This window comes from Pseudomonas anguilliseptica (assembly GCF_021375795.1).
Classification (GTDB): Bacteria; Pseudomonadota; Gammaproteobacteria; order Pseudomonadales; family Pseudomonadaceae; genus Aquipseudomonas; species Aquipseudomonas anguilliseptica_A.
Genome location: NZ_JAEIOI010000002.1, coordinates 318772 through 343235, shown reverse-complemented (window position 1 = coordinate 343235; position 24464 = coordinate 318772). Strand labels below are relative to the sequence as shown.

Below are 24464 nucleotides of genomic sequence, written 5' to 3'. Positions count from 1 at the left end.
CATGCGGTTGGCTGGTGGGAAACGAGGGGGTGTTACAGCAGGCGTCCGGCGGTTATCCGGATAGCTTTTGTCGAGCAGGCGTACCCCGGTGGGTTTAACCCGTGCGACAGAATCAAGTGATTGCAGTGCGGTTTGAACCCGGCGGACTACCTCAGCAGATAAGGAATCTCCACCTTCACTGCGCCGGTCGGGCAATCCGTCTCGCACGGCATGCAGTACCAGCATTCGTCAAAGGCCATATAGGCTTTCTGCGTGGCCGGGTTGATGGCCAGCAGGTCCATCGGGCAGACATCCACACAGACGGTGCAGCCCTTGTGGGCGATGCATTTGTCTTCATCGACCGTTACCGGGGCGTTGCTGCGAAAGAATATTTCCTGGGGTTGATACGCCATTTCACGCGCCCTCCTTTTAGGCTGCTGCGTTGCCTTTGACGCGCAAGTGGTTGTAGGCCTGCTGCTCTTCGTCATCCAGCGGAATCAGGTAGGGCTCGACCGGTTTCTTGAAGCTGCTCATCACACCGCTTTCATCCTTCTTCAGGTGGGCATGACAGAACCATTCAGCATCGTTGCGCTGCGGGTGATCGACGCGGTGGTGGTACAGGCCCCAGCGGCTCTCAGTGCGGAACAGCGAAGCCCGTGCGGCCATCTCGGCGCAGTCGCGGATCACGCTGACTTCCAGGGCGCGCATCAGCTCGTGAGGGTTGTTGGCCTTGAGCTGGTCGAGGTCACGCTGGATATCGGCAAAACGGGTCAGGCCGATTTCCATCTTCTTGGTCACCTTGGGCGGCTGCAGGTAGTCGTTGACCATGCGTCGCAGCTTGTACTCGACCTGCGCCGGCGGCAGGCCGTGCTCGCGCAGCAGCGGCGCATAGACCCGCGCGCGCTCGGCATCGATCTGCGCCTGATCCAGCTCACTGTAGTCACGCTCAGCCACGTAATCTGCTGAGTTGCTGCCAGCGAACCAGCCGTAGGTGAAAGCGCCGAGCATGTAGTTGTGTGGCACGGCGGCCATATCGCCGGCCGAGTACAGGCCTTTAACCGAGGTTTCGGCTTTCTCGTTGACCCATACGCCCGAGGCGCTATGACCGGAGCAGAAGCCGATCTCGGAGATATGCATCTCGACCATGCCGGTACGGTAATCGGTGCCACGATTAGCGTGGAACTGGCCGCGACTCGGACGCTCGTTGCTGTGCAGGATTTCCTCGATGGTCTGGATGGTTTCCTCGGCCAGGTGATCGAGCTTGAGGAACACAGGGCCATTACCGCCTTCAAGTTCCTGATGGAACTCCCACATCATCTGCCCGCTCCAGTAGTCGCACTCGATAAAGCGCTCGCCCTTGTTGTTGGCGGTATAGCCGCCCAGCGGGCCGGTGACATAGGCGCAGGCCGGGCCGTTGTAGTCCTTGATCAGCGGGTTGATCTGGAAGCACTCCAGATTGGCCAGCTCTGCACCCGCGTGATAGGCCATGGCGTAGCCGTCGCCGGCGTTGGTCGGGTTCTCGTAGGTGCCCATCAGGTAGCCAGACGATGGCAAACCCAGGCGCCCGGCCGCGCCGCAGCAAAGAATCACCGCCTTGGCCTTGATCACATGGAAGTCGGCGGTGCGGCAGTCAAAGCCCATCACGCCATTGACCGCGCCCTCAGCATCGGTGAGCAGGCGGGTTGTGATCAGGCGGTTTGTGATTTCCACCCGGGCGCGCTTGAGCTGGCGGTAGAGCACCTTCTTGATGTCGTGGCCCTCGGGCATCGGCAACACGTAGGCGCCCATGTGGTGGACCTTCTTCACCGCGTAGTCGCCGGTCTCGTCCTTCTCGAACTTCACGCCCCAGCGATCCAGCTGTTCGATAGTCTCGAAACTGTGGGTGGCATAGGCGTACACGGCGGCCTGGTTGACGATGCCGTCGTTGGCCACGGTGATTTCCTTGGTGTACTGCTCCGGCGTGGCGTGGCCGGGGACGATGGCGTTGTTCAGGCCATCCATGCCCATGCTGATCGCGCCGCTGCGCTTGACGTTGGCCTTGTCCACCAGCAGCACACGCAGCGCCTTGTTGCGCTCCTTGGCCTTGATCGCCGCCATCGGCCCGGCAGTGCCGCCGCCGATGATCACGATGTCGTATTCCTGTTCCAGGGTCTGATAGCTGCTCATTGCTGCGCGTCCTTCTGCCTGTCGATGCGCAGGCGATACTGGAAGGCATCGCCGCGGTAGTAGAGGTGTTCGAAATCCAGGGGCGTGCCGTCGGCGGTGTGGGTCAGGCGCTCGATGCGCATGATCGGCGCACCCTCCTCGACCTGCAGCGCCTGGGCCAGATCGCTGTCGGCAAGTGCCGCATCGATGGCCAGGTCGGCGTGGCCGAGGGCGATACCGCAGTCGTTTTCCAGAATCAGAAAGATGTCGCGGGTGGCCAGATCGGCCTTCTCCAGCTTCTCGCCAACGGCCTTCGGCAGGTAGGTGACTTCCAGCGACACCGGCTCACGGTTAATCAGGCGTACCCGCTTGATTTCAGTGACCAGGCTGCCCTCTTCCACCTGCAAGCGTTCAGCGACCAACGCGCTGGCCGGCACGAATTTGAAGCTGCGCAGACGGTTGAGCACCTCATAGCCCATCTGCGTCATCGACTCGGCCAGGCCTTGCAGGGTGCTGACGTTCTGGAATGCCTTGGGCTTGGCAACGAAGGTGCCCTTGCCATGAATCTTGAAGATCAGCCCTTCCTTCTGCAGGTCGCCCAGCGCCTGGCGCACGGTAATGCGGCTGACGCCATGAGCCTGGCCCAGCTCGCTTTCCGAGGGCATGCGGCTGTGTGGTGGATAGGTGCCATCAAGGATGCGCGTACGCAGCAATTCCTTGAGTTGGCTGTAAAGCGGTACGGGGGACAGCGGTAGCAGTTGGGCCATGTTTCGGGTCTCAATCATTACTTGTCATAACAAGTTGTAGCGAGAAGATAACGAATATAAGCATCGCTTTGAAAATACCGTTATCGAATAAGGTTATGGCATTGCGCGCAGCAGCCATTGGCCAGGCAAACACGCACTCTAATGCGACATAGTGTCGGCAGCCCCTGGATATGGCTGCGCAAAAAAGAACGCCGACGAGAGCAAGCCTTCGTCGGCGTTGGAAATGGCAGGGGCAGCTGAGCCACCCATGCCGCCGTGGTCAGTCAGTTGGTGAGGATCAGAACGCGGGAACCACTGCGCCGGAATATTTCTTCTCGATAAAGGCTTTGACTTCAGGGCTGGTCAGAGCCGCCGAGAGTTTCTTGATGGCATCGCTGTCCTGGTTATCCGGACGCGCCACCAGGTAGTTCACATACGGCGAATCACGACCCTCGATCACCAGAGCGTCCTTGCTTGGGTCCAGCTTGGCTTCCAGGGCGTAGTTGGTATTGATCAGCGCCAGGTCAACCTGATCCAGCACGCGCGGCAGGGTTGCCGCTTCCAGTTCACGCACCTTGATGTTCTTCGGGTTGTCGGCAATGTCCTTTGGTGTTGCGAGGATGCCAGTGTCCGGCTTCAGAGTGATCACGCCAGCCTTCTGCAACAACAGCAGAGCACGGCCGCCGTTGGTGGCGTCGTTGGGGATGGCCACAGTGGCACCTTGCGGCAGTTCAGTCAGGTTCTTGATCTTGCTGGAATAGGCACCGAACGGCTCGACATGAACGCCCTTGACGCTCACCAGATTCGTACCGCGATTGGCATTGAAGGTGTCCAGATAAGGCTGGTGCTGGAAGTAGTTGGCATCCAGCTGTTTCTGGCTGACTTGCAGATTGGGCTGCACATAATCGGTGAAGACTTTGACATCCAGATCGACGCCCTCCTTGGCCAGCTGCGGCTTAATCAGCTCAAGGATTTCGGCATGCGGCACGGGCGAAGCCGCCACAACCAGTTTCTCGCCGGCCTGCGCCAGGGTTACGGAAAGTGCAGCAGCCAGCGCGGTGAGCAGCAAAGTCTTTTTCATCGTGGGATCTCTCAGTTCGTATGCCCCAGCTGGATCTTCAGCTGCGAGCGGAGCGGATTTTCACCTGCCGGTCAGGCTCGGTTGCTGCTGACACTACTGAGATTTTTTATTCCCATAAAATACTGAATAATTATTTTTATATTCTATTAGTGAATATAAAAACACGCCGGTCCATAAACTGATAACACCTATGGCAGAGCGTTTTCAGGTTCATGGCAAACGTTGAGACAGCCATAACCCAGAGCGAACACATCGCAACGCAAGCCCGCCCGTCCCGCCTGCTGCCTTTTACCGCCGTAAACCGCTACAATCGCGCCCCTTTCGCGCCCGTGCGCCCGCTTATCTGGACCAAGATTCGTGATCTCCACCGCAAACATCACCATGCAATTCGGCGCCAAGCCGCTCTTTGAAAACGTCTCCGTGAAGTTCAACAACGGCAACCGTTACGGCCTGATTGGCGCCAACGGTTGCGGCAAGTCGACCTTCATGAAAATTCTCGGTGGTGATCTGGAGCCTTCGGCTGGCCAGGTGATGCTGGAGCCGAACGTGCGCCTGGGTAAGCTGCGTCAGGATCAGTTCGCTTACGAAGAGTTCAACGTGATCGACACCGTGATCATGGGCCACGCCGAGCTGTGGAAGGTCAAGGCCGAACGTGACCGCATCTATTCGCTGGCAGAAATGAGCGAAGAAGACGGCATGAAGGTGGGCGAACTGGAGGGCGAGTTCGCCGAGATGGACGGCTACACCGCCGAATCCCGTGCGGGCGAGCTGCTGCTTGGCCTGGGCATCCCACTCGAACAGCATTTCGGCCCGATGAGCGAAGTCGCTCCGGGCTGGAAGCTGCGCGTGCTGTTGGCCCAGGCGCTGTTCGCCGACCCGGACGTGCTGCTGCTCGACGAGCCGACCAACCACCTGGACATCAACACCATCCGCTGGCTGGAAAACATCCTCACGGCGCGTAACAGCACCATGATCATCATTTCCCACGACCGTCACTTCCTCAACTCGGTCTGCACCCACATGGCCGACCTGGACTACGGCGAGCTGCGCCTGTTCCCGGGCAACTACGACGAGTACATGACGGCCGCCACCCAGTCGCGCGAGCAACTGCTGGCCGACAACGCCAAGAAGAAGGCACAGATCGCCGAGCTGCAGACCTTCGTCAGCCGCTTCTCGGCCAACGCCTCGAAAGCCAAGCAGGCCACCAGCCGCGCCAAGCAGATCGACAAGATCCAGCTGGCCGAGGTCAAGCCATCGAGCCGCGTCAGCCCATTTATCCGCTTCGACCAGAACAAGAAGCTGCACCGCCAGGCCGTGACCCTGGACAAACTGTCCAAGGCCTTTGACGACAAGGTGCTGTTCAAGAATTTCAGCTTCACCGTGGAAGCCGGCGAGCGCGTGGCGATCATCGGCCCCAACGGCATCGGCAAGACCACCCTGCTGCGTACTCTGGTTGGTGAAATGACCCCGGACGCCGGCACCGTGAAGTGGACCGACAGTGCCGAACTGGGTTACTACGCCCAGGACCACGCCCACGACTTCGAAGCCGATGACACGCTGTTCGAGTGGATGGGCCAGTGGACCCAAGGCGAGCAGAATATTCGCGCCGCTCTCGGCCGCATGCTGTTCTCCTCCGATGAAATCCAGAAATCGGTGAAGGTGCTGTCCGGTGGTGAGCAAGGCCGCATGCTGTTCGGCAAACTGGCCTGCCAGAAGCCCAACGTGCTGCTGATGGACGAACCGACCAACCACCTCGACATGGAATCCATCGAGGCCCTCAACCTGGCACTGGAGAACTACCCAGGCACGCTGATCTTCGTCAGTCATGACCGCGAGTTCGTCAGCTCCCTGGCCACCCGCATCATCGAGCTGTCAGAGAACGGCGTGACCGACTTCAGCGGCAGCTACGACGACTACCTGCGCAGCCAGGGCGTGATCGTCTGACCGGTCTGTAACTAGCATAAAAAAGCCCGCTCATTGAGCGGGCTTTTTCGTTTGTGCCGTCTTATGCAGTAGCGAACAACCCGGCGATCTGCGCATGCGCGGCCTTGAGGGCATTGCTGCGCGGCTCTTCGCCATAAGCCAGGCCTTCAGCGCGAACAAGCTCGATGTCGGTGATGCCGAGAAAACGCAGCACGAATTGCAGGTAGTCCTCATGCGCCTGGCCACTTGGCTGACCAGCATGGATGCCGCCGGCGGTGGAGACGATGATGACCTTCTTGCCACCGGCCAGACCTTTCGGGCCATTTTCGTCATAGGCAAAGGTCTTGCCGGCTACAGCCACGCGGTCGATCCAAGCCTTGAGCTGGGTGGGTACGGTGAAGTTGTACATCGGCGCGCCAATCACCACGGCGTCGGCAGCCAAAAACTCATTGAGCGTGGCCTCGGCCAGCGCCACTTCATGCCGCTGTGCAGCATCCCGCAGCTCAGCCGGTGTACCGCCGGCCACCAGGCTGGAGGCAGACAGATGACTCAGCGCATCGCCGGCCAGGTCGCGATAGCTCACTTGAGCCTCAGGGGCAGCGACCAGCCAGGCCTCGACCACGGCGCGACTGAGCTGACGGGAAGCGGACGAGTCGCCGAGGATGCTGGAATCGAGGTGAAGTAGTTTCATGACAATCTCCAAAATGAGATCGCCCCACGGCGATCAAGATGCTGGAGATACTACTGATGAAAGCAATAGCCGATTAGTCGGCGCAAATGCGATAGTTCGTCCTACTGATAGGACGATAAAGCCATGCATGACCTCAACGACCTGTTCTATTTCGCCAAAGTGGTAGAGGCCGGCGGTTTCGCCGCCGCCGGACGCATTCTGGGTATTCCCAAATCGCGTCTGTCACGACGGATTTCCGAACTGGAGAACCGCCTCGGCGCACGCCTGTTGCAACGCACCACGCGCAAACTGGCGTTGACCGAGGTTGGCGAGCGCTACCTGCGCCATTGCCAGGCCATGCTGCAGGAAGCCGAACAGGCCGAGGAAACCGTGGCCAGCCTGACCAGCGAACCCCGTGGGCGCCTACGGGTCAGCGCGCCCGGCGGCATCGCGCTGCTTACGGAACTGGTAGTAAGTTTTCTCGCGGCCTACCCCAAGGTGCAACTGGAACTGATCCAGACCAGCCGGCGTATCGACCTGCTCAATGAGGGCGTGGACGTCGCCTTGCGCGTACGTAGCGCAGAAGATGAAGACCCCACGCTGATCACCCGCCGCTTGCGCCCGGCGCAAGCGTTTCTGGTGGCCGCCCCGGCCCTGCTGGAGAACGCCGAAATCCGCACGCCTGAAGACCTCGCCCGGTTGCCGGCATTGGGGGCACTGGAAGCGGACCGGCACATCCACATGCGCTTCGAGCATGTCAGCGGGCGCAGCCAGGACGTAGTGCTGGCTGCACGCCTGGCTGTCGTCGATTTCGAAGTGCGCAAGCAGGCGGCCCTGGCAGAACTGGGTTTCACTCTATTGCCGGCGCCACTGTGCCTGAATGAACTGGCCGATGGCCGACTGATCCGTCTGCTGCCGGACTGGGCCCTGCCAACAGGCAACTTGCAGGCGGTCTACACCCATCGCCGTGGCATGCTGCCGGCCGTCCGCGCCTGGATCGAACACCTCAGCGAAGCCGTCAGCCGTTGGGAGCAACCGATCTAGCGGTTTAAGGCGTGCAACACAGCCATCAACAACTGGCCGTCGAGCAACAGCCAGTCAATCCATATCACCTGATGTACAAGCACAATCGACCAGAACACCAACTGGAAGGATGCCTTGCGCGTCTTGTGTCGGAAACACTGCTGCGCCACCAACGCGCCCGGCCATCCACCGAGCAGCGCGACCCCATGCAGAACATTTTCCGGCGTGCGCCAGCGACCAGCCTGGGCGCTGGATTTGTCGTGCCAGTACTGCACAAAGCTGATCATGCTGGCCAGCGGATATGCCAACAACACCCAGACCACGCCAAACTGCTTCAGCACGCGCCAACCACCCAGCAGCGGCAACACACAGAGCAAAATCAGCAGCGCCATTTTCGCCGGTAGATGCTGAATCGGCCCGGAGTCGTAGCTGCGCTTCGTCCGTATCTTGGGCTTATTTGCTGGCTTAACAGCTGACTTGATTAGCGGTTTATCTGCGCGCGGTTTACGGCGAATGGCCGGACGATCCAGCGCCAGTTCACCGGCCAGGCGGATATGCTCGGCGCGCGCCCGGCCCTGGGCATCCTGGCCGGCGACATACAGCACCTGATCGCCGGCAACCGGGCGACGGTCACCGCGCATGGCCGAGATATGCGCGAAGAGCTCTGCACCACCCTGCTCCGGCTGAATAAAGCCGAAGCCCTTGTCGTCATTCCAGTTGCGTAACCGGCCGCGCTGTTCCATCACGTCATCCCAGAGCTTTACGCACGATAGTGGCGCTGCAGAAAGTCCAACAGCAAGGCATTGACCTGCTCAGCCTGCTCGTTCTGAATCCAATGCCCGCAATTTTCTAGAACATGCGACTCCAGCCGGGGAACCCGCTTGGGCATCTGCTTGAGGGTATAGGCCTCCAATGTGCCCACCGGGTCCATGTCGCCCAGCAGAAACAGCGCGGGCTGCTTGACCTGCCGCTCAGCCAATACCTCGGTACGCTGCCAGTTACGCTCGAAGTTGCGGTACCAGTTCAGCGCGCCATAGAAACCGCGCTCCTGGAAAGTCTGCACGTAGAGTGCGAACGCTGACGCATCACACCAGGCGGGCAGCGTGCCAGGGTCCTGCATGCCGTCAAACAACCCCGCATCGGCGGTTTTTTCCTGCAGGAAGTGATCCTTGGGTACGGCGGCGGAAGTGTTGTGCATCATCATGCGCAAGGTCCGCGCAATATCAGCATCCATTTCCACCTCAGCCACGCCCGGCTGCTGAAAATGCACGATGTAATGAAAGCGTCCGGCATACAGCTGGCGCATGATCTCGATGGCCGGCTGTCGGGGTCGACCGCCAAATGGCACCGCCATGCCGACCACGGCCTGCACCCACTCAGGCTCAAGCAGGGCTAAATGCCAGGCAATTGGTGCACCCCAGTCGTGGCCGACCACACAGACCTGCTGCTGCCCCAGCTGATCCATGGCCGCCTGAATATCACCGCAGATCGTCAGCACATCGTAGGCCGCCGGCTCACGCGGTGCGCTGCTCTGGCCGTAGCCACGCATCTCCGGGATCAGCACGCGGTAACCGGCCGCAGCCAAGGGAGCAATCTGCTGGCGCCAGGAATGCCAGCACTCGGGAAAGCCGTGCAGCAACCAGACCGGACGTCCCGCTGCTGGGCCAGCACTGTAAAGGCTCAGGTCGATGCCGTTGACCTGAAGGATTTGCTGCTCAAGCTGATGCATATACGCCTCCACTAACCGAGGCCACTATGACAAAGGCGCACACCGAGGTGCGCCTTTAATCCATCTGCCGAATACAGCAATCACGGCTGCGCCGTGCTCCAGTCAATCCACTGCAACTGCCAGGTCGCCAGAATCAGCAAACCAAAACCGATGCGATACCAGGCAAAGGCTGCATAGCTGTGCTTGCCGATAAAGCTGAGTAGCGCCCGCACCGCGATCATGGCGAAAACAAACGAGGTGATAAAACCGATGGCGAATACCGGCAGATCGCTGGCCTGGAACAGATCACGGTATTTGTAGCCGGAATATACCGCGGCACCGACCATGGTCGGCATGGCGAGAAAGAAGGAGAACTCGGTGGCGGCCTTGCGCGACAGGCCAAACAGCAGACCGCCGATAATCGTCGCGCCGGAACGTGACGTACCCGGAATCATCGCCAGGCACTGAGCAAAACCGATCTTCAGGGCGTCCTTCCAGGTCATGTCATCGACACTTTCCGCGTGTACAAGGTGAGTGCGCCGCTCGGCCCAGAGCATGATCACGCCACCGATGACCAAGGCCAGGGCCACAGTGATCGGGTTGAACAAATAATGGTGAATCAGATCGGCAAACAGAACGCCCAAAGCTACCGCAGGCAGGAAGGCAATCAGCAGGTTGACGGTAAAGCGCTGCGCTTGCTGCTCTTTCGGCAGACCGATGACGATATCGAAAATCTTGCGTCGGTATTCCCACACCACCGCCAGAATCGCCCCAAGCTGGATGATGATGTTGAACGCCATCGCCCGCTCACCGCCAAAACCGATCAAATCCGCAACAATGATCTGGTGCCCTGTGCTGGAAATCGGCAGAAACTCGGTCAGCCCTTCCACCACACCCAGAATAAATGCCTGCAAGGCAACCCAAAGATCCATCCCCACTCCCCAACACGTGCGCTTTTGGCACGAACAACAACGATGATGATGATGAACCCGCGAGTGCGTCGACAGCCTTTGCGAGTAAAGGTTCCCTCGCACAGAAAAAACAGCCAAATCACACACTTAACAAACAGTGGCGCAAATCCTAACAGAGAACATGCGCCGTAGTGCTGCCAACCCAGGGGCTGGAACCGCCTGCCGCCAGACAATTGCTGGCCATTGGCCTTCTACACTGTGCTTATTCGCCAATTAGCCTAAGGTCTAACGTAGGAAAACGGCGTGGTCAGCCTATAAGAGCGCCTCACAAAAACAGAAGGGAGCTTAGTCCCATGAACAGCTTGCGCAGCCTACCCATCAATCGTCGCCTGTGGCTGATTCTGGCAGTGTCCATCCTGATGCTGGTGATCCAGGGCGCACTGTTACTGCAGCAAATCCACACCGACCTGTATGCAGCCAAAAGTGAGAAGACCCAGCATGTCGTGCAGAGTGCCGCCGGGATTCTGAAATACTTCCATGGCCTGGAAACGGCAGGCAGCCTGCCCCGTGAACAGGCACAGAAACAGGCCATAGCGGCGATTCGCGGCCTGCGCTATGCCGGCCAGGAATACTTCTGGATCAACGATCAGACGCCCGTAATGATCATGCACCCCACCAACCCCAAACTTGAAGGGTAGAACCTCTCGGGCTTCAAGGACCCTGACGGCAAAGCGCTGTTCAATGAGATGGTGGCCATCAGCAAGAGCCAGGGCGCAGGCCAGGTGAACTACCGCTGGCCAAAACCTGGTGCCAGCGATCCGGTGCCCAAGGTGTCCTATGTCGAACTGTTCCAGCCCTGGGGCTGGATTATTGGTTCAGGGGTATACGTCGACGATGTCCAGGCCGAGTTCCAGACCCAGGCTCTGAAAGCGGTGATTATCGGCCTCGGCATTGCCATATTGGTGGCATTGCTGGTGGTGCTGATCGTGCGCAGCATCACCCAGCCACTGCAGCAGGCCGTCAGCGCCATGGCCAATATCGCCAGCGGCGACGGCGACCTGACGCGCAACCTGGACACCCATGGCAGCGATGAATTGTCCGCCCTGTCCCGCTATTTCAATATGTTTACCGAGAAGTTGCGCCAGGTGATCCGCCAGTCACTCGACTCCGCCGGCAAGCTCGATGTAGCCGCCCGCGAACTCGGGCAGATTTCCAGCCAGGCGCAGCAGCACAGTGAGCAGCAATCACAGCAGATGGAACTGGTGGCCACGGCAATCAACCAGGTCACCTATGGCGTGCAGGATGTGGCGAAGAACGCCGAACATGCCTCATCAGAAGTGCATGCCGCCGAAGACCAGGCGCGGCAGGGCCAGCAGAACATCGAAAGCAGTCTGCGACAGATCACTGAACTGTCCGCCACCATCAGTCAGGCTGTCGAAGTCATTCAAGCCCTGGCTCAGGAAAGCACGCAGATCGGCAGCGTGCTGGAAGTGATTCGCTCGATTGCCGAGCAGACCAACCTGTTGGCACTCAACGCCGCCATTGAGGCAGCCCGGGCTGGCGAGCAGGGCCGTGGCTTTGCAGTCGTAGCCGACGAAGTCCGTCTACTGGCGCAGCGCACGCAGAAGTCCACCGCCGAAATCCAGGTGATGATTGAACGCCTGCAAGGTAACTCGGAGGCCGCCGTCAAAGTCATCAACGACAGCAGCAAAGCCTCACAACTGACCATTGAGCAGGCCAGCCAGGCGGGCGTCAGTCTCACCCAGATTGCCAGCGGTTTGCGCAACCTCACCGGTTTGAACGCTTCCATCGCCAGCGCGACGCTGCAACAATCGCACGTGGTCGAAGACATCAACCAGAATGTCACCCAGGCGGCCAGCCTGGCTCATAACAATGCCCTGGCAGCACAACAATCCAGCGACGCCAGGCAGCACCTAGGCCAGCTTGCTGAACAACTGAACAGGCTGCTGGGACAGTTCAGGGTATAAATACTAAATGAGCAGTATGGAACATCAGGAAGTCGACCTCAGCAAACCGCAGAACCAGGACCTGATCTGGGACCTGGACAGCATTGCCAGGCGCGAGCTGGCCGAGCGCTTTATCAAGCTGTTCGAGAACCGCCTGTGCGTCTACTCGGAATCGACCCGCCAGTTGTATACCAACTATGACCTGCACTTCCCCAGCGACCTGGGGCGCAAGATGGTGGTGCTGCCCAACCCCTATGCGTTTCACGACACCCTGAATGGCATAGAAGCGCTGGCCGTGCGCAAGACCGGGCTTTGTGTACTGCCCGGTGTGGTGCTGAACAAGCCTGGCCTGCTGCTGACCACGATGATCAAGGAAGGCGGCCCGGCCCCCAAGACCATGCCATTCAAACCAGCCCTGGCGCAGATCATCAGTAATCAGAAAAAGGCGGGGGACATTTTCCTGCCGATCATGATGAAAGGTGACCTGCGCGAGTTCGATCAGCAGATGCCCTACATCCACCTGCATCGCCTGCAAGTCGGTCGCCTGACACGCCTGTCGACCTTCGAGCGGGACGATATCCAGCAGACCATCACCCGCAAACTGCTGATGCTCTACCGCCAGGCCGACAGCCTTAGTTGCCATTGAAGCTGCGCACTGCGCAATAAAAAACGGGCATCAACCCATTGATGCCCGTTTCTGTGCACTGGTCGCTGGGTCTTACTGCTGGCTGACCCAGAACACCGCAGTGGCGACGAAGATCAGAATCAAGGCAAAGATGGCCTTGGCATCGACCACGCTGTCAGCATTATCCGGTTCGCTGTGTTCGGTCATGGACTACCCCTCTTGTTGTGTTTATGGGTGAATCGCCTCTAGCAGTTAAGACCAGTGTGCGGGCTTCCTCAAGCCGTACGGCTATGTTGACCCTGCCACTTATCACTTTAAGTTCTTTCCATATATTCAAACATCACTTTTGTGTATATCCCTGAACTGGTATCTTCCACCGGCTCCGCCAGGAGTGCGCGGCCGTGCGCGCTGATTAGCTGTAAAAAGCCTGATAACAGGACACCACATGTACGTATACGACCAGTACGACCAACAAATCGTCGAGGACCGCGTCAAGCAGTTCCGCGATCAAACCCGCCGTTACCTGGCTGGCGAACTGAGCGGCGAAGAATTCCGCCCGCTGCGCCTGCAAAATGGCCTGTATATCCAACGCTTCGCGCCCATGCTGCGCGTTGCCGTGCCGTACGGTCTGATGTCATCAGCGCAGGTGCGCATGATGGCCAAGATTGCTCGTGACTACGACAAAGGTTACGCGCACATCAGCACCCGCCAGAACGTGCAGTTCAACTGGCCGGATCTGGAAGACGTTCCCGAGATTCTCGCCGAACTGGCCACCGTGCAGATGCACGCTATCCAGACCAGCGGCAACTGCATCCGTAACACCACCACCGACCAGTTCGCCGGTGTGGCCAAGGATGAAATCATTGACCCGCGCCCTTGGTGCGAGATCATCCGCCAGTGGTCGACCTTCCACCCCGAGTTCACCCACCTGCCGCGCAAGTTCAAGATTGCGGTTAATGGCGCAGTGAGCGACCGTGCAGCGATTGAAGTGCACGATATTGGCCTGGAAGCCGTACGCAACGATGCCGGTGAGCTGGGCTTCCGCGTCTCCGTTGGTGGCGGTCTGGGTCGTACGCCGATCGTTGGTAGCTTTATCAACGAATTCCTGCCGTGGCAGCACCTGATCAGCTACCTCGACGCCATTCTGCGTGTGTACAACCGCTATGGCCGTCGCGATAACAAGTACAAGGCGCGCATCAAGATTCTGGTCAAGGCCCTCACCCCTGAAGTGTTTGCTGAGCGCGTAAACGCCGAGTGGGCGCACCTGAAAGACGGCCCGACCACCCTGACCGAAGCTGAAGTAGCACGGGTTTCCGCGCATTTTATCGACCCGGCTTACAAAGCCCTCGAGGATCAGGATGCCGCACTGGCTGCCCTGGATGCAGAGCACCCAGGCTTTGCCCGCTGGCGTCAGCGCAACACTTTCGCGCACAAGAAGCCGGGTTATGTCGCAGTGACCCTGTCACTGAAACCGACCGGCGTGGCGCCTGGCGATGTCACCGACAAGCAGTTTGATGCGATTGCCAACCTGGCCGACCGCTACAGCTTTGGTGAAGTGCGCAACAGCCACAACCAAAACATCATCCTCGCCGACGTCGAGCAGGCACAGTTGTTTACCCTGTGGGGCGAGCTGCGTGAAAACGGTTTTGCTACGCCAAACGTCGGCCTGCTGACCGATATCATCTGCTGCCCCGGCGGCGATTTCTGTTCCCTGGCCAACGCCAAGTCGATCCCGATTGCCGAGGCTATCCAACGCCGTTTCGACGACCTGGATTACCTGTTCGACCTGGGCAATATCGACCTGAATATCTCCGGTTGCATGAACGCCTGTGGCCATCACCACGTCGGCCACATCGGCATCCTCGGGGTGGACAAGAAAGGCCAGGAGTTCTACCAGGTATCACTCGGCGGTAGCGCCGGTCGTGATGCCAGCCTGGCACAGATCCTTGGCCCCTCCTTCGCCGAAGCCGACATGGCCGATGTGATCGACAAGATCGTCAAGGTCTACGTCGAACGCCGCAATGAAGAAGAGAGTTTCCTCGACACCTTCCGCCGCATCGGTGTCGACCCGTTCAAGGAGCGCGTATATGCAGCGAATCATTAAGAACGGTCAGTTGGTCGACGAAAGCTGGCACCTGCTGCCCAAAGATGCCACGCTGGATGGTATCTCCAATTGCGACGACCTGATTGTGCCGCTGGCCCTCTGGGTTGAGCACAGTACCGCACTCAAGGCTCGCGATGGCGGCCTGGGCGTGTGGCTGGATGCCGGTGAGGAAATCGAAGAAATCGCCGATCAACTGGACAACTTTCAGGTCATCGCGCTGAACTTCCCGGCCTTCACCGACGGCCGCCACTGCTCCACGGCCTACCTGCTGCGCAATCGCTATGGCTACAAGGGTGAAGTGCGCGCTATCGGTGATGTACTGCGTGATCAACTGTTCTCCTACCTGCGCGTGGGCTTCGATGCCTTCGCCCTGCGTGAGGACAAAGACCCGCAGGATGCCTTGAAAGCCTTCGAAGAGTTTCGCGAGGTGTATCAGGCTTCCACGGATCAGCCGCTGCCGCTGTTCCGTCGCCGCGCCTGATCGGCTCAGCACTAAAAAGCCCCGCATCGCGGGGCTTTTTAGTTTCAGGCTCTCACGCTGTCCCAGGCCAGCTGCGCCAAAAACTCGCGACAGTCCGCCAGTTGCGTCTGCGTACGCCCCGCCAGCCAGTTCCGCGAGAGGTCGTGGGTTGGCCCGATAATGACCGAAGCAAAACAGTCCACCGGCATGGCCTTGAACAGCCCCTCCTCACGGTAACGCGAGAGCGCAGCAAAGATGCGCTGAAAGTGCTTGCGGTTGGCTTCACGCAGTTGCTCCCCCATTTCCCCCGCCTCAACCCGGCTGCGGCTGTGCAGAACAAAACGCGCCCAATCAGGATTGGCCACCACCCAGTCGACATAGCTGGTGACCAGCAACTTGACGCAAGCCTCAGCACTGCCAGCTGTGGCGAAGCCTTCTTCCAGCATCGCCGCATACTCCGCCGTACCTGCCAGATAGAGCGCGGCGATGATCCGTTCCTTGTTGCCGAAATGGTGATACAGGCTGCCGATACTGGCCTCGGAACGATCACGGATCATCTCGATGGTGGTGCCATCAACTCCGACCTCGGTAAAGCAGGCCAGCGCGGCCTGAAGGATTTCATCTTTGCGGGAACGACGAGCCATGCTTTCCTCGTACGGCAATCAACAAGAAAATAATTCTAGAATTTAATTCTAATATTTGTACACTGCCCTGGCGCGCACTCAATCCATCACCCCAATCCGCCCAGGAGAAGTCCATGAGCCAGATGTTACAGATGTTCCAACAGGCAGGCCCGGCGCAGTTCAGCGCCATGATCGGCCAGGTCGCGCCCTACTTCGCCAGCATCGCCCCACAGTTCGTTGAGCTGCGCCCAGGCTACGCCGAAGTCACCTTTCCTAAACGTCGCGAAGTGCTCAACCACATTGGCACCGTACACGCGATTGCCCTGTGCAACGCCGCCGAACTGGCTGCAGGGACTATGACTGACGCGTCGATCCCCAAGGGTTGCCGCTGGATTCCGCGCGGAATGACTGTGGAATACCTGGCCAAGGCTGATGGTGATATTCGCGCCGTGGCCGATGGCAGCGCCATCGACTGGAACCAGCTGGGTGATGTCACTGTGCCTGTGCAAGCCTTTGTCGGCGACAAAGCAGTGTTCCGTGCAGACATCACCATGTACGTCAGTCAGGCCTGACCCCCGGAAATACAAAGGCCCGGAAATACCGGGCCTTATCAGACAGGCTAGCAATCAAGCCAGGTTGACCAGCACGCGCCCGACCTGCTTGCCCGCGAGGATTTGCGCAATGGTTGCCGGCAGTTGCTCAAGCGTTACCTCGCTGACCAGTGCATCGAGGTTGACCTTCCATTGCAACGACAGCTTGTCCCACATCGAGGCTTTGACCACCAGCGGCAGCTCTACAGAGTCTACCCCCAGCAGGTTCACTCCGCGCAGGATAAACGGCAGTACGCTGCCCTTGAAGCCGACCCCGGCCGTCAGCCCACAGCAGGCCACACTGGCACCGTAGCGCAGCGACTTGACCACGTTGAACAGGATATCCCCGCCCACACAATCCACGGCGCCCGCCCACTGCTCCTTGAGCATAGGCTTATCAGTGCCTTCCTGCAGTTCGCTACGCAGCACAATCTGCTGTGCGCCAAGGGCCTTGAGATAATCGGCCTGCTCCGCCTTGCCCGTCGAGGCCGCGACGCGATAGCCCAACGAGGTCAGCAGGGCCACGGCGACACTGCCTACACCACCCGTAGCCCCCGTTACCAGTACAGGGCCGGCATCCGGACTCAGGCCGCTTTGCTCCAGCTTGTCGACACACAGCGCCGCCGTCAGGCCGGCTGTACCGAGCACCATGGCTTCACGCAGGGATAGGCCCTTGGGACGTTTCAGCGCCCAGTTGGCCGGAATCCGAATGTACTGGGCAAAGCCGCCCGAGGTGTTCATGCCCAGGTCATAACCGGTGACGATCACCTCATCACCCACGCTGAATTCAGCCACGCTGGACGCTTCCACCACACCCGCAGCATCGATACCCGGGGTATGCGGAAAGCTCTTGGTCACGCCACGGTTGCCACTGGCTGACAGTGCATCCTTGTAGTTGAGCGAGGAGTACTTGACCCGAATCAGCAGTTCACCGGCCGGCAAGTCGCCGATGTCGCGCTGCACAATCACCTGTTCGAAACCGCCCGTAGCACTTTCACGAGCCTGCAATGCACTGAACTTGCTCATCTTCTTCCTCTGTATGAAGGCGTGATTACCAGAAGCGCTGCTGATTCAAACGACTCAGCCAGTTCAGCACAAAGCGATCCAGCGCTACGCTGCCCGCCAGTCCTACACGCTCCTGCAGGGTTTTCTTCTCGGCATAGTGCAGATGAAACAGCTCAGCACTTTTCGCCCGTTCAGCCAGGTACTCGTCGCTGGTTTTCAGCTCATCTACCAGCTGTTTCTCCAGCGCTGCCAGGCCTAGCCAGACTTCACCGGTGGCAATCTGATCGATATCCAGTTGTGGCCGGTAACGCGCGACAAAACCTTTGAACAACTCGTGGGTGGTTTCCAGGTCGTCCTGAAATTTCTCCCGGCCTTTATCGGTGTTCTCACCAAACACGGTCAGGGTGCGCTTGTACTCACCCGCGGTGAGCACCTCGAAATCAATATCGTGCTTCTTCAGCAGACGATGCACGTTGGGCAACTGCGCCACCACACCAATCGAACCGAGAATGGCGAATGGCGCGGAAATGATCTTCTCGCCAATACAGGCCATCATGTAGCCGCCACTGGCCGCAACCTTGTCGATACAGATGGTCAGCGGCACGCCCGCTTGGCGAATGCGCGCCAGCTGCGAAGAGGCCAGGCCGTAGCTGTGTACCATGCCACCACCGCTTTCCAGACGCAGCACCACTTCGTCCTGCGGTGTAGCCATGCTCAGTAAAGCAGTGATTTCATGGCGCAGGCTGTCGGTAGCCGAGGCTTTGATATCCCCATCAAAATCCAGCACATAGACACGTGGTTTCTGCGTACCGGCTTTTTTCTCCAGCTTGGCAGCCTTGGCTTCGGCTTTGGCCGCAGCCTTCAGCTGATCCTTGTCGAGCACCGCGTGTTCAACACGTTGTTGCAGTTGCTTGAAGAAGTCATTGAGCTTGTTCACCTGCAACTGCCCCGTAGCCTGACGCCCTTTGCCACGCAAGGCGGCAATTGTGACCAGCACCACCACAATGGCGACAACCAGGGTGACCGTCTTGGCCAGAAAGCCGATGTACTCTGCAAAAAACTCCACGTATTGCCCCTCAATCCAGTGACAGCGCCGATTCATCGAGCACGCTGATTGACCGCAAGCATACCGAGGCCATGGGTTGGCGGCCAGCAAGCTGAGGACTGGCTATTCAGCGCATCGATGCAATTCAAACAAGCGTATGTTTTTACGTTGACAGCTCCTGAGCTTCCTCATACCCTCGCGAAACTTTCAACGTACCGGAATCGAGCGGACGTGGGCAGCATCTACCTGATTCGACATGGCCAAGCCTCATTCGGTGCCGACGATTACGATGTGCTATCGCCCATCGGAATTCGCCAGGCCGAAGTGCTGGGCGCGCACCTTGCGCAACTTGGTACACGCATCGACCGCAGCGTCAGCGGCGACCTGCGTCGTCAGCAGCACACGGCCAATGCCGCGCTCAAGCAGCTGCAGGATGCCGAGCTGGCAAGTACTGCGCTGGAAATCGATGCGGCCTTCAATGAATTCGACGCCGACGCGGTGATCCGCGCCCTGCTCCCTGACCTGCTTCCAGAAGAACCCGAAGCGCTGCACATCCTGCGCAACGCGGCGCAGAACCGTGGCGAATTCCAGCGCCTGTTTGCCAAGCTGATTGGCCGTTGGGTCAGCGGCGAACATGACAAACCTGGCCTGCAAAGCTGGCAGGCTTTCGTCGAACAGGTGCAGGGTGGTCTGGAACGTGTGCTACAGCAGGCAGACAGCAAACAGAACATCGCCATATTTACCTCAGGCGGCACTATTACCGCCCTGCTCCACCTGATTACCGGCATCGCACCAGCGCAGGCGTTTGAACTGAACTGGCAAATTGTCAACACCTCACTAAGCTGCCTGAAGTTTCGTGGCAAGCAAGTGAGCCTGGCTTCCTTCAACAGCCATGTGCATCTCCAGCTGTTGAAGGCGCCGGAACTCATCACTTATCGCTGAGTCCGGCCCACTGCACCCTGACGGGCGCTAGTAAAACCCAAGAAAAAGGAAAACATCATGAGCGTTGCAGACATCGTCCAAACCATGCACTCCAAGTTCAACGCCAGCGCTGCCGCCGGCCTGGATCTGGTATTCCAGTTCAACATCGAAGACGGCGAGAACTACGCACTGATCGTCAAAGACGGCACCTGCGCCGTTGAGAAAGGCGACAACGCCAACGCCAACGTGACCCTGATCATGGACACCGACACCCTGAAAGGCATCACCAGCGGCGAAACCGACGGTATGCAAGCCTTCATGTCCGGCAAACTGCGCGCCGAAGGCGACATGATGCTGGCCATGAAACTGGGCGAACTGTTCCCGGTTTAAGTGGAAACAGCATCACAGTTGCACAACAAACCGGAGTCCTCGACTCCGGTTTTTTTATGACCGCTATCCATGGAGGCCACCCTACGGGCCGTCGCTACGCGACGTTAACACTGGCTCCCGGCCAGTGTTTTATGTCTTGCAATACGCACCAGAACAGCCAATCAGGCAGCTTGATTAGGTAGCAACACGCGCGCCTATAACGGCGGGTAATCCTTGTGAGCCGCAGGCTGCAGCATTAGATTAGCTAATTATCTTAGGCACCCATCATAAGCAGAAGGGATAAACATGGCGCTTACTGACCAGTCCACCCGTATCCGCGAAGGCGAAGAGCTCGACGCCGCGATCATCGACCAGTATCTCAAGGCGCATATCCCGGGCCTGACCGGCGAGCCACGTATCAGCCAGTTCCCTGGCGGCGCGTCGAACCTGACCTACCTGCTCGAATACCCTGGTAAAGAATTCGTTCTGCGCCGTCCACCATTCGGCCACAAGGCCAAATCGGCCCACGACATGGGCCGCGAGTACCGCATTCTCAACCAGCTCAACGCCGGCTTCCCGTATTGCCCGAAAGCCTATGTGCATTGCACTGACGAATCGGTGATCGGTGCCGAGTTCTATGTCATGGAGCGGGTCAACGGCATCATCCTGCGCTCGGACATGCCGGCCGAGCTGAACTTCAGCGCCGAGCAGACCCGCGAGCTGTGCAAGAGCTTTATCGACAAGATGGTCGAGCTGCACAACGTCGACTATCAAGCCTGTGGCCTGGGCGACCTGGGCAAGCCGGAAGGTTATGTACAGCGACAGATCAGCGGCTGGAGCGATCGCTACGAGAAGGCCCTGACACCCGACGCGCCACTGTGGGAGCCGGTCAAAGCCTGGCTACGCGACAAGATGCCGGCCGACCACCACAAGCCGGGCATCGTGCACAACGATTACCGCTTCGATAACGTGATTCTCAACCCACAGAACCCGAGTCAGATCATCGGTGTGCTGGATTGGGAACTGACCACCATTGGCGATCCACTGATGGACCTGGGCAACACCCTCGCCTACTGGATCGAAGCCGCCGACCCGGCTCCGGTGCAACTGATGCGCCGCCAGCCGAGTAATGCACCGGGCATGCTCACGCGCCAGCAGTTCGCTGACTACTACGCCGAACGTGCCGGTATTGAGATCAAGAGCATCGACTTCTACTACACCTACGGCCTGTTCCGTCTGGCCGGTATCGTGCAGCAGATCTATTACCGCTACTTCCATGGTCAGACCCAGGACAAACGTTTTGCGCAGTTCATACACATGAACAAGCTGCTGGAGCAGATGAGTCTGCAGGTCATCAATAAATCGCAGCTGTAAACGGCCGAACAGGCCTCTCATAAGAAAGGAAAAAACCATGTCCAAGACCCATCTGTTCGACCTCGACGGCAAGATCGCTTTCGTCTCCGGCGCCAGCCGTGGCATCGGCGAGGCCATTGCCAAACTGCTGGCCCAGCAAGGCGCGCACGTCATCGTCTCGAGCCGCAAGATTGATGACTGCCAGAAAGTCGCAGACGCCATCATCGCCGACGGCGGCAAGGCCACTGCGATTGCCTGCCACATTGGTGAAATGGAGCAGATCAGCTACGTCTTTGCGCAGATCAAGGAGCAGTTCGGTCGCCTCGACGTGCTGGTCAACAACGCTGCCACCAACCCGCAGTTCTGCAACGTACTGGACACTGACCTGGGCGCGTTCCAGAAGACCGTCGATGTGAACATCCGCGGTTACTACTTCATGTCCATCGAAGGCGGCAAGCTGATGAAAGCCAACGGTGGCGGCAGCATCATCAACGTGGCTTCGATCAACGGTGTCTCCCCTGGCGAGTTCCAGGGCATCTACTCGGTGACCAAGGCCGCCGTGATCAGCATGACCAAGGTATTTGCCAAGGAATGCGCGCAGTTCGGCATCCGCTGCAACGCCCTGCTGCCTGGTCTGACCGACACCAAGTTCGCCTCGGCGCTGACCAAGAACGACGCCATTCTCAAGGTTGCCCTGCAGCGCATCCCGCTCAAACGCGTGGCTGACCCAAGTGAAATGGCTGGCACCGTGCTGTACTTGGCCAGCGATGCCTCCAGCTACACCACTGGCGTAGCACTGAACGTGGATGGCGGTTTCCTCTCCTGAGGTGCGGCACTTAGCGGCAATGAAAAAGGGACCCTAGGGTCCCTTTTTCATGCGTGCAGCAATAGTCGATCAGATGCTGAAGCGCGCCACCAGCGCATTCAGGTCCACCGCCAGGCGCGAGAGTTCCTGGCTGGCCGCACTGGTCTGATTGGCACCGGCCGAGGACTGCATCGACAGGTCGCGGATATTCACCAGGTTGCGGTCCACTTCACGGGCCACCTGGGCCTGCTCTTCCGAGGCGCTGGCAATCACCAGGTTACGTTCGTTGATCTGCGAAATGGCCGCGGCAATTTCATCCAGCGCCTGCCCAGCGGCCTTGGCCACATCCAGGGTCGAACGCGCCCGGCTGTTGCTGTTCTGCATGGCGTTGACCGCTTTATCGGTGCCCTGCTGGATACCGCTGATCATCTGCTCGATTTCGCGGGTCGACTGCTGTGTGCGATGCGCCAGAGCGCGTACTTCATCGGCCACCACGGCAAAACCACGCCCGGCATCGCCAGCACGCGCCGCCTCGATCGCGGCGTTGAGGGCCAGCAGGTTGGTCTGCTCGGCAATCGAGCGGATCACATCCAGGACCTTGCTGATGTCACGCACCTGTCCTGCCAGCTGTTCCACTTCAGTGGCGGTGTTGGTGACGTCTTCGGCCAGGTGGCTGATCGAATCGACCGTCTGCCGCACCTGCTCGCGACCATGCTGGGCGGTGCGGTTGGATTCGCTTGAGGCCTCGGAGGTGCTCACCGCATTGCGCGCGACTTCCTCCACGGCGCTGGTCATTTCGTTGACTGCAGTGGCCGCCTGTTCGATTTCGTTGTTCTGCTGGTGCAGGCCACGGGTGGAGTCTTCCGTCACCGCGCTGAGTTCTTCCGATGCCGAGGCCAGTTGCGTCGAGGAGTCGGAAATATTCTGGATGGTGCTGCGCAGGCTCTGCTGCATGGTCTTCAAGGCGCCAAGCAGACGGGCCGGCTCGTCCGAGCCCTGCACATCGATGGTCTGGGTCAGATTACCGCTGGCCACCACCTCAGCCACACGCACTGCTTCACCCAGCGGGCTGACGATGCTGCGGGTCAGCAACAGCGCCAGAGTGACTGTCATGCCCAGCGCCATCAGCATCATCGCGATGACCCAAACACGGGCGCTGGAGAACACGGCGTCAGCACGATCAGCGGCGGCCGTTGCACCGGTGCGGTTCATCTCAGCCAGATCGGCCAAGGCCTTGGCCATATCATCGGCATGGCTGTTGAGTGTGCCATTGGCCACTGCCAGGGCGGCATCCAGATCGCCCTGGCGTACGGCCGTAACGATTTTGGCCTGCTCCTGCAGGTAGCTGCTCTCGGCTTGTTTGAAACGCTGGTAAATGCTGCGCTCGGCATCACTGGCAATCAGATTTTCATATTGGCTTTGCGCCTTATGCAACAGCGTCTTGAACTCCTCGACACGGGCAACGTTCTGCTGCGTCACGGCCTCGTCACTGTTGAGCATCAGGCGCAGGGTCAGTGCGCGCAAACGCAGGATGTCCTGGCTCATCTCCCCGAGGCTTAATACGCTGGGCAACCAGTTGTCGTTGACGTCGGCAGACTGCTTATTCATCTCCGACATCTGCAACAGCGAGAAACTGCCGAGCAGCATTACCAGCAGGGCCACCAAACCAAAGCCAAGCGACGCTCTGGGGGCGATATTGAGGTTTCTTAGGGTCATCACGGCTGTCCTTGGGGTCTTTAACCTTATGGTCAGTAGCATATGGCCATCAGCCTTATGAACACATTAAGACTTTCAGCCAACTGCTCCTGAACTTGTACCAGCCTATCGACCCCAAACGCTTAATCTTGACTGCTCAGGCATAAAAAACCTGAGCCAGGCTCGGGTTGGCAGCACAGCCTGGAGGCTTCAGCGCACGGTAAAACGCTGCTCCAGCAGCTTGCGGTCATCCTGAAACACCATAAAGTGCCATTCACCCGGCACCACTTCATGCGCCTCAGTGAACTCGAATGCCATGACGTCCTGGGGCGCACCGGGCACCAGCTTTTGCGTGACCACATACTTGTCATGGCGCTTGCCATCCGTGGTGATCACCCCTGGGGTGAGATACAGCAGAGTCAGCGGCGCTTCAGTGGCGGTTTTGCCCGTCAGGCTGTAACGCACACCGAATTTGGTACCGAGCTTGGCGGGAATCTCATCGCCGGGCTCGATCTGCTGGTTACTACGGGTCAGGACGCGCTCGCCTTCCTGAAAATCCTGGTAATCGCTGGCGAAGACGCCGTATTCCAGCGGGCCCTGAACCCGCACTTCGGCCTGCACCAGGCCACTGATCAAGACGCATGCCGCCAAGGCACTGAAACGGGTGTATTGCATATCGCGCTCCTTGTTTAGATGGCGCGAGCCTATGACACCCG

Annotated in this window: 24 protein-coding genes and 1 pseudogene; 12 read left to right on the top strand and 13 right to left on the bottom strand. The window is 59.1% G+C overall.

The window, feature by feature from the left end:
• Positions 1 to 146: 146 nt before the first annotated feature.
• From IOD17_RS09445 to IOD17_RS09430, 4 genes are all read right to left on the bottom strand, one after another.
• Entirely contained in the window at positions 147 to 392 is a 246-nt protein-coding gene (locus IOD17_RS09445) for a 4Fe-4S dicluster domain-containing protein (protein ID WP_233684845.1), read from the bottom strand.
• Between the two features lie 16 nt (positions 393 to 408).
• Positions 409 to 2145 carry a fumarate reductase/succinate dehydrogenase flavoprotein subunit gene (locus tag IOD17_RS09440; RefSeq protein ID WP_233684844.1) on the bottom strand — a complete coding sequence of 579 codons (1737 nt, stop codon included), beginning with the start codon at positions 2143 to 2145 and terminating at the stop codon, positions 409 to 411.
• On the bottom strand, positions 2142 to 2891 hold the full coding sequence (locus IOD17_RS09435; protein WP_233684843.1) for a GntR family transcriptional regulator: 750 nt from the start codon (positions 2889 to 2891) through the stop codon (positions 2142 to 2144). The genes IOD17_RS09440 and IOD17_RS09435 overlap by 4 nt, the downstream gene beginning before the upstream one ends.
• A gap of 277 nt (positions 2892 to 3168) precedes the next feature.
• Positions 3169 to 3951 (bottom strand): MetQ/NlpA family ABC transporter substrate-binding protein, encoded by a 783-nt coding sequence (locus tag IOD17_RS09430; RefSeq protein ID WP_233684842.1) that lies wholly within the window; start codon positions 3949 to 3951, stop codon positions 3169 to 3171.
• 357 nt (positions 3952 to 4308) lie between these two features.
• Here IOD17_RS09430 and IOD17_RS09425 point away from each other — a divergent pair, with 357 nt between their 5' ends.
• Complete coding sequence (locus IOD17_RS09425; RefSeq protein ID WP_233684841.1) at positions 4309 to 5895, top strand: ABC-F family ATPase; 1587 nt, start codon at positions 4309 to 4311, stop codon at positions 5893 to 5895.
• Between the two features lie 61 nt (positions 5896 to 5956).
• On the opposite strand, the gene IOD17_RS09420 is transcribed toward IOD17_RS09425, so the two are convergent.
• Positions 5957 to 6565, bottom strand: coding sequence for an FMN-dependent NADH-azoreductase (locus IOD17_RS09420; RefSeq protein WP_233684840.1), 609 nt, complete (start codon positions 6563 to 6565; stop codon positions 5957 to 5959).
• 123 nt (positions 6566 to 6688) lie between these two features.
• On the opposite strand from IOD17_RS09420, the gene IOD17_RS09415 reads away from it, so the two are divergent.
• Complete coding sequence (locus tag IOD17_RS09415; RefSeq protein ID WP_233684839.1) at positions 6689 to 7588, top strand: LysR substrate-binding domain-containing protein; 900 nt, start codon at positions 6689 to 6691, stop codon at positions 7586 to 7588.
• Here the strand turns inward: IOD17_RS09415 and IOD17_RS09410 are convergent.
• From IOD17_RS09410 to IOD17_RS09400, 3 genes are all read right to left on the bottom strand, one after another.
• Positions 7585 to 8310: a DUF1294 domain-containing protein gene (locus IOD17_RS09410; protein WP_233684838.1), complete on the bottom strand. Its 726-nt coding sequence runs from the start codon at positions 8308 to 8310 to the stop codon at positions 7585 to 7587. The two genes, IOD17_RS09415 and IOD17_RS09410, sit on opposite strands and share 4 nt — an antisense overlap.
• Before the next feature lie 17 nt (positions 8311 to 8327).
• Entirely contained in the window at positions 8328 to 9296 is a 969-nt protein-coding gene (locus IOD17_RS09405) for an alpha/beta fold hydrolase (protein WP_233684837.1), read from the bottom strand.
• An 80-nt stretch (positions 9297 to 9376) separates the two neighbouring features.
• Positions 9377 to 10207 (bottom strand): undecaprenyl-diphosphate phosphatase, encoded by an 831-nt coding sequence (locus IOD17_RS09400; RefSeq protein WP_233684836.1) that lies wholly within the window; start codon positions 10205 to 10207, stop codon positions 9377 to 9379.
• Between the two features lie 332 nt (positions 10208 to 10539).
• Here IOD17_RS09400 and IOD17_RS19510 point away from each other — a divergent pair.
• From IOD17_RS19510 to IOD17_RS09380, 5 genes and pseudogenes are all read left to right on the top strand, one after another.
• Positions 10540 to 11106, top strand: a pseudogene (locus IOD17_RS19510) (cache domain-containing protein); the annotation flags it as partial.
• Positions 11107 to 11118: 12 nt separating this feature from the next.
• Complete coding sequence (locus IOD17_RS19505) at positions 11119 to 12174, top strand: methyl-accepting chemotaxis protein (RefSeq protein WP_418904265.1); 1056 nt, start codon at positions 11119 to 11121, stop codon at positions 12172 to 12174.
• 7 nt (positions 12175 to 12181) lie between these two features.
• The gene (locus IOD17_RS09390; RefSeq protein ID WP_233684835.1) at positions 12182 to 12799 is read left to right on the top strand and encodes a hypothetical protein; all 618 of its coding nucleotides are present in this window, start codon (positions 12182 to 12184) and stop codon (positions 12797 to 12799) included.
• 424 nt (positions 12800 to 13223) lie between these two features.
• Positions 13224 to 14882, top strand: coding sequence for a nitrite/sulfite reductase (locus IOD17_RS09385; RefSeq protein WP_233684834.1), 1659 nt, complete (start codon positions 13224 to 13226; stop codon positions 14880 to 14882).
• Positions 14866 to 15363, top strand: a complete 498-nt coding sequence (locus IOD17_RS09380) for a DUF934 domain-containing protein (RefSeq protein WP_233684833.1) — start codon at positions 14866 to 14868, stop codon at positions 15361 to 15363. The genes IOD17_RS09385 and IOD17_RS09380 overlap by 17 nt, the downstream gene beginning before the upstream one ends.
• Before the next feature lie 44 nt (positions 15364 to 15407).
• On the opposite strand, the gene IOD17_RS09375 is transcribed toward IOD17_RS09380, so the two are convergent.
• Positions 15408 to 15986 carry a TetR/AcrR family transcriptional regulator gene (locus IOD17_RS09375; RefSeq protein WP_233684832.1) on the bottom strand — a complete coding sequence of 193 codons (579 nt, stop codon included), beginning with the start codon at positions 15984 to 15986 and terminating at the stop codon, positions 15408 to 15410.
• Positions 15987 to 16099: 113 nt separating this feature from the next.
• Between IOD17_RS09375 and IOD17_RS09370 the strand changes: the two genes are divergently transcribed.
• Entirely contained in the window at positions 16100 to 16537 is a 438-nt protein-coding gene (locus tag IOD17_RS09370) for a hotdog fold domain-containing protein (protein ID WP_233684831.1), read from the top strand.
• Between the two features lie 54 nt (positions 16538 to 16591).
• Here the strand turns inward: IOD17_RS09370 and IOD17_RS09365 are convergent, their stop codons facing one another.
• Positions 16592 to 17581, bottom strand: coding sequence for a YhdH/YhfP family quinone oxidoreductase (locus IOD17_RS09365; RefSeq protein ID WP_233684830.1), 990 nt, complete (start codon positions 17579 to 17581; stop codon positions 16592 to 16594).
• Positions 17582 to 17606: 25 nt separating this feature from the next.
• Complete coding sequence (gene sohB, locus IOD17_RS09360) at positions 17607 to 18626, bottom strand: protease SohB (protein ID WP_233684829.1); 1020 nt, start codon at positions 18624 to 18626, stop codon at positions 17607 to 17609.
• A 210-nt stretch (positions 18627 to 18836) separates the two neighbouring features.
• Between sohB and IOD17_RS09355 the strand changes: the two genes are divergently transcribed.
• The 4 genes from IOD17_RS09355 to IOD17_RS09340 all read left to right on the top strand — a co-directional run bounded on the left by IOD17_RS09355 (position 18837) and on the right by IOD17_RS09340 (position 22074).
• Positions 18837 to 19547, top strand: a complete 711-nt coding sequence (locus tag IOD17_RS09355; RefSeq protein WP_233685215.1) for a histidine phosphatase family protein — start codon at positions 18837 to 18839, stop codon at positions 19545 to 19547.
• 54 nt (positions 19548 to 19601) lie between these two features.
• Positions 19602 to 19916 carry an SCP2 sterol-binding domain-containing protein gene (locus tag IOD17_RS09350; protein ID WP_233685214.1) on the top strand — a complete coding sequence of 105 codons (315 nt, stop codon included), beginning with the start codon at positions 19602 to 19604 and terminating at the stop codon, positions 19914 to 19916.
• A 285-nt stretch (positions 19917 to 20201) separates the two neighbouring features.
• Positions 20202 to 21269 carry a phosphotransferase family protein gene (locus IOD17_RS09345; RefSeq protein WP_233684828.1) on the top strand — a complete coding sequence of 356 codons (1068 nt, stop codon included), beginning with the start codon at positions 20202 to 20204 and terminating at the stop codon, positions 21267 to 21269.
• Between the two features lie 37 nt (positions 21270 to 21306).
• Positions 21307 to 22074, top strand: coding sequence for an SDR family oxidoreductase (locus IOD17_RS09340; RefSeq protein ID WP_233684827.1), 768 nt, complete (start codon positions 21307 to 21309; stop codon positions 22072 to 22074).
• A 69-nt stretch (positions 22075 to 22143) separates the two neighbouring features.
• Here IOD17_RS09340 and IOD17_RS09335 read toward each other — a convergent pair whose 3' ends face one another.
• Positions 22144 to 23769, bottom strand: coding sequence for a methyl-accepting chemotaxis protein (locus IOD17_RS09335; RefSeq protein WP_233684826.1), 1626 nt, complete (start codon positions 23767 to 23769; stop codon positions 22144 to 22146).
• A 189-nt stretch (positions 23770 to 23958) separates the two neighbouring features.
• Complete coding sequence (locus IOD17_RS09330; protein WP_233684825.1) at positions 23959 to 24423, bottom strand: DUF3859 domain-containing protein; 465 nt, start codon at positions 24421 to 24423, stop codon at positions 23959 to 23961.
• Positions 24424 to 24464: the final 41 nt, after the last annotated feature.